The organism is Mesorhizobium sp. M4B.F.Ca.ET.058.02.1.1 (assembly GCF_003952505.1).
Lineage (GTDB): Bacteria > Pseudomonadota > Alphaproteobacteria > Rhizobiales > Rhizobiaceae > Mesorhizobium.
Genome location: NZ_CP034450.1, coordinates 1102432 through 1116515, shown reverse-complemented (window position 1 = coordinate 1116515; position 14084 = coordinate 1102432). Strand labels below are relative to the sequence as shown.

15 protein-coding genes and 1 pseudogene are annotated in these 14084 nt (G+C 63.7%); 6 read left to right on the top strand and 10 right to left on the bottom strand.

From position 1 onward, the window contains the following. Nucleotides 1-5: 5 nt before the first annotated feature. A complete protein-coding gene (locus EJ073_RS05655; RefSeq protein ID WP_126054846.1) occupies nt 6-833 on the top strand; it encodes an inositol monophosphatase family protein in 828 nt (275 codons plus the stop codon). Nucleotides 834-848: 15 nt separating this feature from the next. Here the strand turns inward: EJ073_RS05655 and EJ073_RS05650 are convergent, their stop codons facing one another. After that, nucleotides 849-2048 (bottom strand): multidrug effflux MFS transporter, encoded by a 1200-nt coding sequence (locus tag EJ073_RS05650; RefSeq protein ID WP_245455682.1) that lies wholly within the window; start codon nt 2046-2048, stop codon nt 849-851. A 190-nt stretch (nt 2049-2238) separates the two neighbouring features. Next, nucleotides 2239-2574 carry a Grx4 family monothiol glutaredoxin gene (gene grxD, locus EJ073_RS05645; protein WP_126054844.1) on the bottom strand — a complete coding sequence of 112 codons (336 nt, stop codon included), beginning with the start codon at nt 2572-2574 and terminating at the stop codon, nt 2239-2241. Between the two features lie 164 nt (nt 2575-2738). On the opposite strand from grxD, the gene EJ073_RS05640 reads away from it, so the two are divergent. From EJ073_RS05640 to EJ073_RS05630, 3 genes are all read left to right on the top strand, one after another. Then, nucleotides 2739-3539 (top strand): phosphodiester glycosidase family protein, encoded by an 801-nt coding sequence (locus EJ073_RS05640; protein ID WP_126054843.1) that lies wholly within the window; start codon nt 2739-2741, stop codon nt 3537-3539. A gap of 112 nt (nt 3540-3651) precedes the next feature. After that, nucleotides 3652-4782 carry a multicopper oxidase domain-containing protein gene (locus EJ073_RS05635; RefSeq protein ID WP_126054842.1) on the top strand — a complete coding sequence of 377 codons (1131 nt, stop codon included), beginning with the start codon at nt 3652-3654 and terminating at the stop codon, nt 4780-4782. Then, complete coding sequence (locus EJ073_RS05630) at nt 4779-5972, top strand: ZIP family metal transporter (RefSeq protein ID WP_126054841.1); 1194 nt, start codon at nt 4779-4781, stop codon at nt 5970-5972. Before EJ073_RS05635 ends, EJ073_RS05630 begins: the two co-directional genes overlap by 4 nt. A 111-nt stretch (nt 5973-6083) precedes the next feature. On the opposite strand, the gene EJ073_RS05625 is transcribed toward EJ073_RS05630, so the two are convergent. The 3 genes and pseudogenes from EJ073_RS05625 to EJ073_RS05615 all read right to left on the bottom strand — a co-directional run bounded on the left by EJ073_RS05625 (nt 6084) and on the right by EJ073_RS05615 (nt 10204). Then, nucleotides 6084-6317, bottom strand: coding sequence for a BolA family transcriptional regulator (locus tag EJ073_RS05625; protein ID WP_023674714.1), 234 nt, complete (start codon nt 6315-6317; stop codon nt 6084-6086). Nucleotides 6318-6413: 96 nt separating this feature from the next. After that, nucleotides 6414-8654: a phosphoribosylformylglycinamidine synthase subunit PurL gene (purL, locus tag EJ073_RS05620; RefSeq protein WP_126054840.1), complete on the bottom strand. Its 2241-nt coding sequence runs from the start codon at nt 8652-8654 to the stop codon at nt 6414-6416. Between the two features lie 141 nt (nt 8655-8795). After that, nucleotides 8796-10204: pseudogene (locus EJ073_RS05615) on the bottom strand (PLP-dependent aminotransferase family protein). 91 nt (nt 10205-10295) lie between these two features. Between EJ073_RS05615 and EJ073_RS05610 the strand changes: the two are divergent. Continuing rightward, nucleotides 10296-10544 carry a DUF1127 domain-containing protein gene (locus EJ073_RS05610; protein ID WP_126054839.1) on the top strand — a complete coding sequence of 83 codons (249 nt, stop codon included), beginning with the start codon at nt 10296-10298 and terminating at the stop codon, nt 10542-10544. Nucleotides 10545-10580: 36 nt separating this feature from the next. Here EJ073_RS05610 and EJ073_RS05605 read toward each other — a convergent pair whose 3' ends face one another. From EJ073_RS05605 to purC, 5 genes are all read right to left on the bottom strand, one after another. Beyond that, nucleotides 10581-11210, bottom strand: a complete 630-nt coding sequence (locus EJ073_RS05605) for a Pr6Pr family membrane protein (protein WP_126054838.1) — start codon at nt 11208-11210, stop codon at nt 10581-10583. A 4-nt stretch (nt 11211-11214) separates the two neighbouring features. After that, the gene (locus EJ073_RS05600) at nt 11215-11625 is read right to left on the bottom strand and encodes a hypothetical protein (RefSeq protein WP_126054837.1); all 411 of its coding nucleotides are present in this window, start codon (nt 11623-11625) and stop codon (nt 11215-11217) included. 45 nt (nt 11626-11670) lie between these two features. Beyond that, on the bottom strand, nt 11671-12339 hold the full coding sequence (purQ, locus tag EJ073_RS05595; protein ID WP_126054836.1) for a phosphoribosylformylglycinamidine synthase subunit PurQ: 669 nt from the start codon (nt 12337-12339) through the stop codon (nt 11671-11673). Continuing rightward, nucleotides 12340-12579: a phosphoribosylformylglycinamidine synthase subunit PurS gene (gene purS / locus EJ073_RS05590; protein ID WP_126054835.1), complete on the bottom strand. Its 240-nt coding sequence runs from the start codon at nt 12577-12579 to the stop codon at nt 12340-12342. Between the two features lie 67 nt (nt 12580-12646). Then, nucleotides 12647-13441 (bottom strand): phosphoribosylaminoimidazolesuccinocarboxamide synthase, encoded by a 795-nt coding sequence (purC, locus tag EJ073_RS05585; protein WP_126054834.1) that lies wholly within the window; start codon nt 13439-13441, stop codon nt 12647-12649. Nucleotides 13442-13718: 277 nt separating this feature from the next. On the opposite strand from purC, the gene EJ073_RS05580 reads away from it, so the two are divergent. Then, nucleotides 13719-14039 (top strand): DUF1476 domain-containing protein, encoded by a 321-nt coding sequence (locus EJ073_RS05580; RefSeq protein ID WP_126054833.1) that lies wholly within the window; start codon nt 13719-13721, stop codon nt 14037-14039. The last annotated feature ends 45 nt before the right edge of the window (nt 14040-14084 follow it).

The window sequence follows — 14084 nt, the reverse complement described above, 5'->3', positions numbered from 1 at the left end:
TCCCTATGACAATTGACGATAGCGCCATCGACTGGCTTGCCGGTCTCCTCTCCGACGCGGCCACTGCCGAGATCATGCCGCGCTTTCGCCGGCTGGGCGAAGGCGACATCCGCCAGAAGACATCGGCCGCCGATCTGGTGACCGAGGCCGACGTCAATGCCGAGCGGGTGATCACGGCAAGGCTGCGCGAGCGCTATCCCTCGGCCATGATCGTTGGCGAGGAGGCCTGCTCCGACAATCCGGCGCTGCTCGGCGGTCTCGGCGATGCCGAGCTCGCCTTTGTCATCGATCCGGTCGACGGCACCTTCAACTTCGCCTCCGGCGTGCCGCTGTTCGGCGTCATGCTGGGCGTTGTCGTCAAGGGCGAGACCGTCGCCGGCATCATCCACGACCCCGTCGGCAAGGACTGGCTGATCGGCGCCAAAGGCGCAGGCAGCCACATCCGCCACGCCGATGGCGCGCTGGAGAAGGTGCGCGTCGCGGCGGCCGTGCCGATCTCGCAAATGACGGGCGCCGTCTCCTGGCAATACCTGCCGGAACCCGAGCGCTCGCGGCTCGCCCGCAACCAGACCAAGGCGCTGTCGCAGTTCGGCTATCGCTGCGCGGCGCACGAATACCGGCTGCTCGCCAGCGGCCACGCGCATTTCGTCGTCTACAACAAGCTGATGCCGTGGGATCATCTGGCCGGCGTGCTGATCCATCAGGAAGCCGGCGGCTATGCGGCGCGCATCGACGGCAGCGCCTATCTGCCCTCGCATGTCGACGGCGGCATCCTGGTCGCCCCCGACAAGGACAGCTGGCAGGAGCTGCGCCGCGAACTCTGGGCCGACTAAGACCTTGGGCTGGGCTCACACCGGCGGGTTATGCGGCTGGAACAGCCTGCCGCGCTCGGCAATCAGGATCATCAGCAGCGCCGCGACCGACACGCTGCAGAAGCCGGCGGCGAGCGGCGTCACCGTGCCGTTGTAGGCCTGGCCGATCGCCGCTCCGATCAGGGCGCCGAGAAAGGTCTGCATGAAGCCCAGGATGGATGCAGCAGTCCCGGCGAGTTCGCCGAGCGGCTCCATGGCGAGCGCGTTGAAATTCGCGCCCAGGCCACCGAACGGCACCATGGCGCCGGCAAATAAGGTGATGAAGAGCCAGAGCGGCATGGTCATTTCGAGCGAGACGACCAGCCAGGCAAGACTGATGCAGAGGAACACAAGCAGCGCGCCTTGCGACAGTCGACGCATGCCGACCTGTCCGACCAGCCGCGAGTTGAGGTAATTCGAGAAAGCGAGCGCGCCGGCGACGCCGGCGAAGATCAGCGGGAACAGCTCGCCGACATGGAAGATGTCGACATAGATCTGCTGCGCGGAACTGATGAAGCCGAACATGGCGGCGAAGATGAAGGTGCTGGCGAAGGCATAGCACAGCGTGAGACGGTTGGTGAGCACGATGCGGAAACCATCGACGACCGCGCTGACCGTCAATGGCCGGCGATATTCCGGATGCAGCGTCTCCGGCAGGCGCAGCACCGCCCACGCCGATATGATCAACGCCCCGACGGCCATGGTCACGAAGATCCAGTGCCAGCTTGCAAACAACATGACGAACTGGCCAATGCCAGGCGCGACGACCGGGATCGCCATGAACACCATGAAGATCAAGGACATCACTTCGGCCATGCGCCGCCCCTCGAACGTATCGCGCACGATCGAGACGGCGATGACGCGGGTCGCGGCGGCGCCGAAGCCTTGTATGAGGCGGCAGGTGAGCAACAAGGCGAAACTCGGCGCGACGGCGGCTGCAGCCGCGGCGGCGACATAGACGATCAGGCCGAAGACCAGCGGCGCGCGACGCCCGAATCGATCCGAGATCGGCCCGAAGAAAAGCTGCCCGCCGCCGAAGCCGAGCATATAGGCGGTGATGACATACTGGCGGTGGTTCTCGCTCATCACGCCGAGCGAGGCGCCGATCTGCTGCAGCGCCGGCAGCATGATGTCGATGGCGAGCGAGTTGAGCGCCATCAGCGCCGCGCAGAGCGCGATGAATTCCCAGCGCGGAATGGGCAAGTTGCTTGCCGATTGCTGCGCCACTGCCTGCTTTTCCACGGCAAGATCCGATTTTCCAAACGAACCTGCGCCGGTTGACCGGCGCATCCATCCGTCTCGTTCCCGAGTATCGGGAACCAAATGCCGAGGTGGGGGCAGCCCCGGAAGGCAGCGCCGCCGGTCAGGTGCCGGCAGGCGCGTTCAGTCAGGCGGCGCCTTTGACGCTGACGCCCTTTTCGACGAGGAACGTTTGCAGTTCGCCCGCCTGGAACATCTCGCGCACGATGTCGCAACCGCCGACGAACTCGCCCTTGACATAGAGCTGCGGGATAGTCGGCCAGTTGGAATAATCCTTGATGCCCTGGCGCAGCTCGGCCGACGTCAGCACGTTCACGCCTTTGTAGTCGGCCCCGATATAGTCGAGGATCTGAACCACCTGGCCGGAGAAGCCGCACTGCGGAAAGCCGGGCGTGCCCTTCATGAAGAGCACCACGTCGTTGCTCTTCACTTCGCTGTCGATGTAGTCGTTGATACCGCTCATGGATAATCCTTTCACGCCTGTGGGAGTCAGGCTCGAAACATAACCATCAAATAAACCCATAGGTTGACCGAAACAAGGTATTTGCCTTGCTGACGCCGAAATGGCGCAAAAGATGGCCTGACGCTGCACCAAGTCCCCTAGGCTGCCAATCCTCCCGGAGCGTAATGAAAAAGCGCTATCTCGCGACGATCCTGATCGGCGTCCTGCTCGTCGCCCTGGCCGCGGCCCTTTGGCTGAGGCCGCGGGAACGCCCGCCGCTCGTCATCGGCGGACTGCCCGCTCCGTGCCGGGATTTGAGCTTCGAGGCGGTACCCTATGTCGTCTGCGAGATCGATCTCAACGCCTATGATATCGGCGTCCATGCCGGTGCTAAAGGCAAGCCGTTCGGCTCGCTGGAGGTGTTCGACACGGCTATGAAGGGGCAGGGGCGGCCGGTCCTGCTCGCCATGAATGGCGGTATGTACCACGAGGACCTGACGCCGGTCGGCCTGCTTGTCGAGGATGGCAACGAAAAGGCGCCGCTCAACCTTGCGGATGCCGAGGGCAATTTCTTCCTGAAGCCGAACGGCGTGTTCCTGATTGGCAGGGACGGCAAGGCCGCGGTCATGGAAAGCAGCGCCTATGCCGCCGCCAAGCCCGATGCGGTCTTCGCCACGCAGTCGGGCCCGATGCTGGTGATCGATGGCGCGCTGCATCCGCGCTTCGACCAGAATGGAACCTCGCGCTATGTCCGCAACGGGGTTGGCGTGCGCGATGGCGATACCGTCGTGCTGGCGATCTCGCGGTCGGAAGTCAGCCTTGGCAGCTTCGCGCGGCTGTTCCGCGACGCGTTGTCCTGTCCCAATGCGCTGTTCCTCGATGGTGTGGTCTCGGCGCTGTCGGATGGCGGCAGGATGATCGTCGGCGGGAAGTATCCCGCGGGTCCCATCATCGCAGTGTCGGCCAAGAGGGCGGCGGCGCAGTAGCCTCTTGCGATAGCCTGCGTTGCCGCGTCTGCCAAATCCGTGCCAACAGAATATAGCTATAGCTAAATCTTAAAGCATCCGCTATGCTCGCCGCGATCTGGAGGATGCAGGCATGAGCGGGACGAAATCCTTGCTGGGGCGAAAGCTCGATCGAAGGCTGCTTCTGGCCGGCGGCCTCGCGGCTGCCGGCGGCACAGCGGTGGTGGCAAGCGCGGCGCGCGGGCAGACAAGCCATGTCGGTCACGAGATGCCGGCGGTTGCGGCTGCCGAAAACCAGCCGGCGCATTTGTCCGCTCATGGAGCGATGATGACGGTCGGTGAGGTCGACGACACCCGAAACGGCTTCGACCCGGTCAAGCTGGTCAACGAATGGGAGACCGGTACGGTGTCGACGCTGCCGGACGGGCGCACGCTTCGCACCTTCGAAGTCACGGCGGAAGACAAGGAGATCGAGATTGCGCCCGGCATCATGTTCCCGGCCTGGACCTACAATGGCCGCGTGCCGGGCCCGTCGCTGCGGGCGACCGAAGGCGAACGCCTGCGGATCGTCTTCCGCAACCAAGGCTCGCATCCGCATTCGATGCATTTCCACGGCATCCACGCCGCGCGCATGGACGGCGTCCCGGGTGCCGGCCTGGTCGGGCCGGGCGAGGAGTTCGTCTACGAGTTCGATGCCAGGCCGTTCGGCTGTCACCTCTACCACTGCCACGCGCTGCCGCTGAAGCGGCATATCCAGAAGGGCATGTACGGTGCCTTCGTCATCGATCCCGACCCTGCCCGGCATCCGGAGCACGAGGCGGTCGCCCGCTCACGCCTGCTCGGCTCGCCCGAGAATGCAAACTGGCAGGAATTCGTGATGGTCATGAACGCCTTCGACACCAACTTCGACAACGAGAACGAGGTCTATGCCGTCAACACGGTCGCCCACGCCTATGCGAAGAAGCCGATCCGGGTGCTGAAGGACAAGCCCGTCCGCATCTACCTCGTCAATGTCGTCGAGTTCGATCCGATCAACTCCTTCCACCTGCACGCCAATTTCTTCGACTATTACAATCAGGGTACGACGCTCACGCCGACGCTGAAGACCGTCGACCTGATCACCCAGTGCCAGGCCGAGCGCGGCATTCTCGAGTTCCATTTCCGCGAGCACGAGCCGGGCCTCTATATGTTCCATCCTCACCAGTCCGAGTTCACCGAGCTCGGCTGGTCCGGCATGTTCGATGTCGTGGAGGCTCTGTCGTGACCGATACGAGCCAGCCCAATACGCGTGCCGCGCGCCCAACTCGGGTCAATCTGCTCTGGATCGGGCTGCCTTTGACCGTCCTGGCGATAGCCATCGCCTGGCTGCTGTCTTCCGATCCGCTGTCGAGCTTCCGCAATGGCGCGCCACCGGTCGAGAACATCACCTTCGAGCGGACGATCCTTGGCACCGATGGCATTCGCGTCCTTGTCCGTGCCGGCGGATCGGAACCGATGACGATCGCGCAGGTCCAGGTCGACGACGCCTACTGGCAATTCACGCAGGACCCGCCGGGCCCGATCGCGCGCGGCTCGACGGCATGGATCAACCTGCCATATCCCTGGGTGTTGGGGGAGGCGCATGCTATCAATGTCGTGACCAGCACCGGGACGACATTCGGACATGAGATCGCGGTGGCTGTGCCAACGCCGACCCGTGACTCGCTGAGCCTTGTCGCGCAGGCGGTGCTCGGCGCCTTTGTCGGCATCCTGCCTGTGGCGATCGGTCTGATGTTCTACCCCGCGCTTCGCGGCGTCGGACGCAGCGGCATGGACTTCCTCCTGTCGCTGACTGTCGGCTTGCTCGCCTTCCTTTTCGTCGATGCGCTGGAGGACGCCTTCGAACTGGCTAGCGAAGCTGCAGCCCTGTTCCAGGGGCCGACGATGATCGTGCTTGCCGCCACCGCGAGTTTCCTGCCGCTGATGGCGGCGGGCCGGCGGAGCGGCGCGCCGACCGGCCTGGCGCTCGCCACCTTCATCGCGCTCGGCATCGGCCTGCACAATCTCGGCGAAGGACTGGCGATCGGCGCCGCCTTCGCGTCGGGCGCGGCGGGGCTGGGCACCTTCCTGGTGCTCGGTTTCACCTTGCACAACATCACCGAGGGCATCGGCATCGCCGCGCCGATCCTGAAGCAGCGCCCGCCACTCAGGACCTTCGCCGCGCTGACGCTGCTGGCGGGCGGCCCCGCCGTCATCGGCCTGTGGATCGGCAGCCTCGCCTATGCGCCGCAATGGTCGGCGCTGGCGCTGGCGGTCGGTGCCGGCGCAATCCTGCAGGTGATCGTTGAACTCGTGTCGATGCAGCTTCGCCAGCGCGCCGACGGCACGCGGGCACTGCTTGCTCCGAGTGCGATGGCCGGCCTGGCCGCCGGCGTCGGCTTCATGTACCTGACGGCGATGCTGGTGAAGATCTGAGCAATCCCAGGAAAGTATGAAAACGGTTTTCCGTCCGGAACTCCGTCAAAACAAGGATCTGGAACGGTTAGCGTTTCGATGAAAGGTTCCACGCGGAGCCGTCCGGCTGCCTCAATCCGGGACGCTGGTCTGCAGGGCCAGCGCATGCAGAACGCCGCCCATATTGCCCTTCAGCGCGTCATAGACCATCTGGTGCTGCTGGACGCGGCTTTTTCCGCGAAAACTCTCGGCCACCACTTCGGCGGCGTAATGGTCGCCGTCGCCGGCCAGGTCGCGGATCGTCACCTTGGCGTCCGGAATGCCTTCCTTGATCAGCCGTTCGATGTCGTGGGCATCCATTGCCATGCGGGTTTTCCTATCAGGTACTGATCTCATAGATATGGCCCGGATGGCGGATGCACCACTTCCAAAGGCGCACAAGGCGCCATCCCGACCAAAATATTATGGGTCCACAACCTCGTTTGCCATGAAGCGAGGAAACCAGGATTCGTGGGCGGCGGTCAATTCGCTGACCGGGATCGCCCGCGCCTCGCCGAGTTTCAGGTCGCGGCCGCCGGTCGAGCCGATCCAGGGCGCGAAGATGCCGAGCTTGCCCTGTTCCTCGCGAATGGCGTCCCATTCCTTGCTTTGCGGGTCGATCGACAGCGTCAACAGGTAGCGGCCCTGGTCCTCGCCGAAGAACACCGGGATCGGATCGGTCCCGACAAGGCCAGGGATGGTGGCGCCGATGCCCGACGCCATGGCCATTTCGGCCAGCGCCACGGCAAGGCCGCCGTCGGAAAGGTCATGCGCGGCGGTGACAATGCCGGAGGCGATCAGCGCGCGGACGTGATCACCGACGCGCTTTTCATGCTCGAGGTCGACAGGCGGCGGCGGGCCGTCGCCGCGGCCATGGATGTCGCGCATAAAGACGGACTGGCCGAGATGGCTGCCCCACGTCGCCGGCGCGCCGACCAGCACGATCATCTGGCCTTCGCCGGCAAAGCCGACGCGCGCCATTTTCGACCAGTCGGCGATCAGCCCGACGCCGCCGATCGTCGGTGTCGGCAGGATGCCGCGTCCGTTGGTTTCGTTGTAGAGCGAGACATTGCCCGAGACGATCGGGAAGCCGAGCGCGCGGCAGGCATCGCCGATGCCTTTCACCGCGCCGACCAGCTGGCCCATGATCTCCGGCCGTTCCGGATTGCCGAAATTGAGGTTGTCGGTGGCCGCAAGCGGCAGGGCGCCGGTCGCGGTCAGGTTGCGCCAGCATTCGGCCACCGCCTGCTTGCCGCCTTCATAGGGATCGGCCTCGCAATAGCGCGGCGTCACGTCGGAGGAGAAGGCGAGCGCCTTGGACGCATGGCCCTCGACGCGCACCACGCCGGCATCGCCGCCGGGAAGCTGCAACGAATTGCCCTGGATCAGCGTATCATACTGCTCCCACACCCAGCGGCGCGAGGAGAGGTCCGGCCCGCCAAGCAGCTTGAGCAGCGCATCGGCGACATCGGCCCTGGGTGCGTCCCCGACCGCGAGTGGCGCCGGCTTCTTCGGCTCGACCCAGGGGCGATCATATTCAGGCGCCTGGTCGCCGAGTTCCTTGATCGGCAAATTGGCGACCTCGTCGCCCTGGTGCAGAACGCGGAAGCGCAGATCGTCAGTGGTCTTGCCGACGATGGCGAAGTCGAGACCCCATTTGTGGAAGATCGCCTCGGCCTCTTTCTCTTTCTCGGGGCGCAGCACCATCAGCATGCGCTCCTGGCTTTCAGACAGCATCATCTCATAGGCGCTCATGCGCTCCTCGCGCACCGGCACCCTGTCGAGGTCGAGCTCGATGCCGAGATCGCCCTTGGCGCCCATCTCGACGGCCGAGCAAGTCAGGCCGGCGGCACCCATGTCCTGGATGGCGATGACCGCGCCCGAGGCCATCAGTTCGAGGCAGGCCTCCAGCAGGCATTTCTCTGTGAAGGGATCGCCGACCTGCACGGTCGGCCGTTTCTCCTCGATCTTGTCGTCGAATTCGGCCGAGGCCATGGTGGCGCCGCCGACGCCGTCGCGCCCGGTCTTGGCGCCGAGATAGACGACCGGCAGGCCGACGCCCTTGGCCTCGGACAGGAAGATGGCATCCGTCTTCGCAAGGCCCGCGGCGAAAGCGTTGACCAGGATATTGCCGTTGTAGCGCGGGTCGAAATTGACCTCGCCGCCGACCGTCGGCACGCCGAAGGAATTGCCGTAGCCGCCAACGCCGGACACCACGCCGGCCACCAGATGCCTGGTCTTCGGATGGTCCGGCGCGCCGAAGCGCAGCGCGTTCATCGCCGCCACCGGCCTTGCGCCCATGGTGAAGACGTCGCGCAGGATGCCGCCGACGCCGGTCGCAGCACCCTGGTAGGGCTCGATATAGGAGGGATGGTTATGGCTCTCCATCTTGAAGACGACGCAGTCGCCGTCGCCGATGTCGACCACGCCGGCATTCTCGCCCGGTCCCTGGATCACCTGCGGGCCGCTGGTCGGCAGGGTGCGCAGCCATTTCTTCGAGGATTTGTAGGAGCAGTGCTCGTTCCACATCGCCGAAAAGATACCGAGTTCGGTAAAGCTTGGCTCACGTCCGACCAGATCGAGGATGCGCTGATATTCGTCGGGCTTCAGCCCGTGCGCGGCAATGAGCTCCGGGGTGATCGGCACGGAATTGGAAATGGTCATGGGCGGCGGTTTGTATCCGTGGGAGAGGGGAATTCGAGTCCCCTCTTATCGCAAGCTTGAGGCCGATACACCCCATAGATTGACGAAAAACGGCGGAAAGCCACAAGGTGGCGGAGGCTGCGGGATCAGGCGTGGCCGAGCTCAGGAAAAACTGTCGTAGCCGGCGCGGCCTTCATCGAGCAGGCGCCGGATCACCGCGACGCCACCGGCGACATCCTTATCCTGGCGCGGTTGTGAGACGCCGAAACGCACGCCATGGAAGACCTGTTCGGAGCGGCCTGCCTTGAATTCGTCCTCATCGTCGATGAGCACGCCCTGCGCCAGGCAGGCATTCTTGAACGTGCCGGAGAGCCACGGGTCCGGCAAGGTCAACCAGACGAAGGGGACATTGTCTCTCGCCTCGAAGTCGAAGCCTTCAAGCGTCTCGCGCACGATGGCGATGCGCGCCTGGATCTCGGCGATGCAATGCTTACGGATATCGCCAGCCTGGCCGGACATCACCAGCCTGGTGCCGACCTCGGCCAGCAGGAAGGGCAGGCCGCCGGTCATCATCTTGTGCGCGACGCGGATGCGATGGCGATAGGCTGGCGGGCAGGAAAGCCAGCCGCCGCGTACGCCGGCGGCAACCGATTTCGACAGGCCTCCGGCGACAATTGTGCGCTCGGGGCATATTCGGCCAGCAACGGCGTTGGATCGTCGGTCAGATCGCCATAAAGATCGTCCTCGATTAGCGCCACATTGTATTCACGCGCGATCTGCGCGATCGCCTGCCGCCGCTCCGCTGGCATCGTCACCAAGGTCGGGTTCTTCGCGGTGGGCATCAGGAACATCACCTTGGGATGCTTCTGCGCGCAGACGCGTTCGAAATCCTCGGGGTCGACGCCTTCGTTGTCGGTCGCAACCAGTGCCGTTCGGCGGCCGATCAGGCCGGCGCTGCGCGAAATCTGCGAATAGGTGAGATGCTCAAAGACGACGTAGTCGCCAGGCATGGTGAGCGCCGCGATCGCTGCCATCACCGCCGCATGAGTGCCAAGCGTCGGCACGATTGAATCGGGCGAAGGGCGGAAGGAATTGCGCGACAGCCAGCGGCTTCCCGCCTCGTACCAGCGCTCGGGAAAATCCCTCGTGTAGCTCGAAATGTCGTGGGGATGGTCCTCTGCCGTGCGGGCCAGAATTTCGGCAATGATTGCGCCTTGACCGACATCAGGCGCTGCGGTGCTGTCGAAGCGCAGCTTGCCGCTTGGTGCATCGATGGGGCGCGTTCCTTGCGCGGCAAGCTCCAGCTCGACCTTCGGGTTCTCGGCGCGCTGCGCAAGTACATATGTTCCGCGCCCGACCTCGCCGCTGACCAGGCCGCGTTCGCGCAGCAACTGGTAGGCGCGGCCGACCGTACCGACGGTGGCGCCGATGTCATAAGCGAGGTCACGCTGCGGCGGCAGTTTTGCACCGGCATCAATGACGCCCTTGTCGATGTCTGATTCAATGCTGTCAGCAAGACGCTGATACAGCGGGCCTGAGCCGGAAGAGAGGTCTGGAAGCCAATTTGTCATGGTGACAATTTTCTATATTGTGCCGCACGATGAGTCAATCCATATGAAGTCTGCGATTGATAGGATACAATCGAGACAAGGTAGAACGAAGATGGATACAACCGACACAATTCATTACATCGGCACCGGATTGGATGGGCGCACGAAGTCACGGGCTCGCAATGGCTTCGTGGACCGCCTCGTATTTGTGCTCGGCTCCGTCATGAGGCAGATTGACCGGATGCTGGACCGCCGCCGCGGCCGCTTGGCCTTGCTGGAGATGACGGACGAGCAGCTCAAGGATATCGGCGTCTCGCGCTGCGATGCGCATCGCGAAGGCCTCCGGCCGTTCTGGGATTGAGTTCACGCCGTCGAAGGATTCGGATGGCGCCGAACACTATTTCCGCAGCCGGGCAACCCAATGATCGGCGAAGACGGCGATGACGCACAGCAGCAGAAACAGTCCGGTTGTGGCCAGCGCCGAAACAGCGACGCTGGCCGCGCCGTTCTTCTCCACGCTGAGAAACGGGTAGGGGACTTCGCCGGCGATCGGCGCCCGCAGCAGCACATAGGCCAGATAGGCGAGCGGGTAGACCATCCACCAGGAGATGTCGCGCCAGCGCGCGGTGCCGTCGGCGCCGGCGACAAGCCACCACAGCACGAACAGCGCCGGCGTCACATAGTGCAGCAGGATATCGCAGAGCAGGAACAGGCCTTGCGGCTGCCACAGTCGCGCCAGCACCGTCGCATAGACGATGAAGACGAGGCCGATCGCCGCCGCCACGCCCGCCCGCAACCGCGATCCGGCAAAGGCCGGGAACCACGCATAGCCTGACGGCGACAGCAGCGACGTGTGCACCAGCACCGCCCCGATATTGGTCAGGATGGTGAAGAAGCTGAACAGGAAAACGACCGAGCCGAGGAAGCTGCGGCCGGCTTCCATCGAGGCCGGGATGGTGATGCATGCCTGCAGGACAAGTCCGATCAGGCCGACGGCCAGTCCCGCTCTCTGCAGGAAACGGCCCATGGCCTCAGGCGGCCGCAGCGCAGGACGGATTGCCCGCCTGCCAACGGGCGATGTCGGAGCCGATGCGCGCACCGAGCGGGTCCGCCATCAGCGGGCCGAAGACGTCGATGCGGCTGGAATTGCCTTGCGCCTGCACCACCAGGAGCGGCTTGCCGCCATAATGCTTGGCCGGCACCAGCAGGAAGCGCGGCGTGCCGCTGAACGAATTCAGCTCATTGGCCATCTGGTAGGGCTTGAAGGCCGGATCCTTGCTGGCGATCCAGCATTTATGCGCCGCGATCGCCACCTGTTCCATGGCGAGCAGCGAGGCGCTCTTGCCCGAGGGCGGCGGCGCGCTCTTCGGGCTCGACTGGCAGGCGGCGAGCGCAAGCACGGCGGCAGCCAGGAGAGCAAGGCGAGCAATCGTCAGTCTCATGGTCAGGCCGCCCCCGCGTTCTGAAAGCAATGTCCTAGGAGATAATCAAGCGGCGATGCCGAGGGCACCTTCGAACAGCGCCCGGCCGTCGTTGCCGCCATGCGCCGCCTCGATCAGGTTTTCCGGATGCGGCATCAGGCCAAGCACATTGCCCTTTTCGCTGATGATGCCGGCAATATCGTTGATCGAGCCGTTCGGATTGGTGCCGTCGGCGTAGCGGAACACCACCTGTCCCTCGCCCTCGAGGCGGGCGAGCGTCTCAGCGTCGGCGAAATAGTTGCCGTCGTGATGCGCCACCGGCGAGCGGATGATCTGGCCGGGCTGATAGCGACGGGTGAACATGGTGTTGGCGTTGGCGATTTCGAGCTTCACCTGCCGGCAGACGAATTTCAGCGAAGCATTGCGCATCAGCGCGCCGGGCAGCAGGCCGGCCTCGACCAGGATCTGGAAGCCGTTGCAGACGCCGATTACCATGACGCCCTTGGCCGCCTTTTCGGCCACCGCTCGCATCACCGGCATGCGCGCCGCGATCGCCCCGCAGCGCAGATAGTCGCCGAAGGAGAAGCCACCCGGGATGGCGATCAGGTCGACATCGGGGATTTCGGTGTCGGTCTGCCAGACGGTGGCCGGCGCCTGTCCGGAAATCTTGGTCAGCGCTGCGATCATGTCGCGGTCGCGGTTGAGGCCAGGCAGGAGGACGACGGCTGATTTCATCTAGGCGATCTCCACCGCGTAGTTCTCGATAACGGTGTTCGCCAGAAGCTTGTCGCACATGGCCTTGAGGTCGGCTTCGGCCTTGGCCTTGTCGGTCCCCGCAAGCTCGACGTCGAACACCTTGCCCTGGCGCACCGATCCGACCCCATCAAAGCCCAGCCCGGACAGCGCATGCTCGATCGCCTTGCCCTGCGGGTCGAGAACGCCATTCTTGAGGGTGACGGTGATACGGGCTTTCATCGATACTCCTGAGAAATCAGTGCGGCTTGCGCCGGTTTCGCCGCCACAGGCAAGTCCGGTCTGGCAGTTAGTGCTTCAAGCCCTTGGGCGGCTCGGTGGAGGCGACGAGCACCGGTCCAGTTGGGCGCGGTGGCTCGTTCTCGTTCATGATGCCGAGGCGGCGGGCGACTTCCTGATAGGCTTCGACCAGTCCGCCCATATCGCGGCGGAAACGGTCCTTGTCGAGCTTGTCCTGCGTGTTCACGTCCCACAGCCGGCAGGAATCCGGCGAAATCTCGTCGGCGACGACGATGCGCATCATGTCGCCCTCGAACAGGCGGCCGCACTCGATTTTGAAATCGACGAGTTGGATGCCGACGCCCATGAACAGGCCGGAGAGGAAGTCGTTGACGCGGATGGCCAGCGCCATGACGTCGTCGATCTCCTGCGGGCTCGCCCAGCCAAAAGCGGTGATGTGCTCTTCCGACACCATCGGGTCGTCGAGCGCGTCGGCCTTGTAGTAGAATTCGATGATCGAGCGCGGCAGCACCGTGCCTTCCTCGATGCCGAGGCGCTTCGACAGCGAGCCGGCGGCGACGTTGCGCACTACGACTTCAAGCGGAATGATCTCGACTTCCTTGATCAGCTGCTCGCGCATGTTGAGCCGCCGGATGAAATGGGTCGGAATGCCCATGCGGTTCAAATGGTTGAAAATATGCTCGGAAATGCGGTTGTTGAGCACGCCCTTGCCATCGACCACTTCGTGCTTCTTCTTGTTGAAGGCGGTAGCGTCGTCCTTGAAAAACTGGATCAGCGTCCCCGGCTCAGGTCCTTCATAGAGGATCTTGGCCTTGCCTTCATAAATGCGGCGGCGATTTTTCATTTGATTTTTTCTCTGGATTTCCGGGCAGGCGGCAAGCGCCCAGTTCCTGTCCGTCTGCCTAAATTAGTATGGCAACGGCGGTGTTCAATGCCGGTGTCTATCCCAATCACATGGTTTGCTCAATCGGCAAATCCTTCGAATTAACCGCTTTCGGGAATGAAATGCCGCAGCGCAGCAAGTGATGTAGCATATTGACCGGCCCGCGGCCTTTTGGTTTGTGCTTCGGGAACACACATGATTTACGCCTAAGCGAATCGGATTTGACCGGAGGGATGCCATGAGCAGCATGAAAGACCGAGAAGAGGGCTTCGAGCGCAAATTCGTCTTCGACGAGGAGCTTCGCTTCAAGGCCTCCGCCCGCCGCAACAAGGCGCTTGGCCTGTGGGCGGCCGAAAAGCTCGGCAAGTCCGGCACTGACGCCGAGGCCTATGCCAAGCAGGTGGTCGTCGCCGACATCGAGGAAGCCGGCGACCACGACGTCTTCCGCAAGATTCGCAAGGATTTCGACGAGGCCGGTGTCAACCAGTCGGACCATCAGATCCGTCGTACCATGGACGAACTGATGGCCGAGGCGATCGAGCAGATCAAGAACACCTGATCCAATATGAGCATGACGTCGCCCGAAAACCGCTTCACGCTTTTC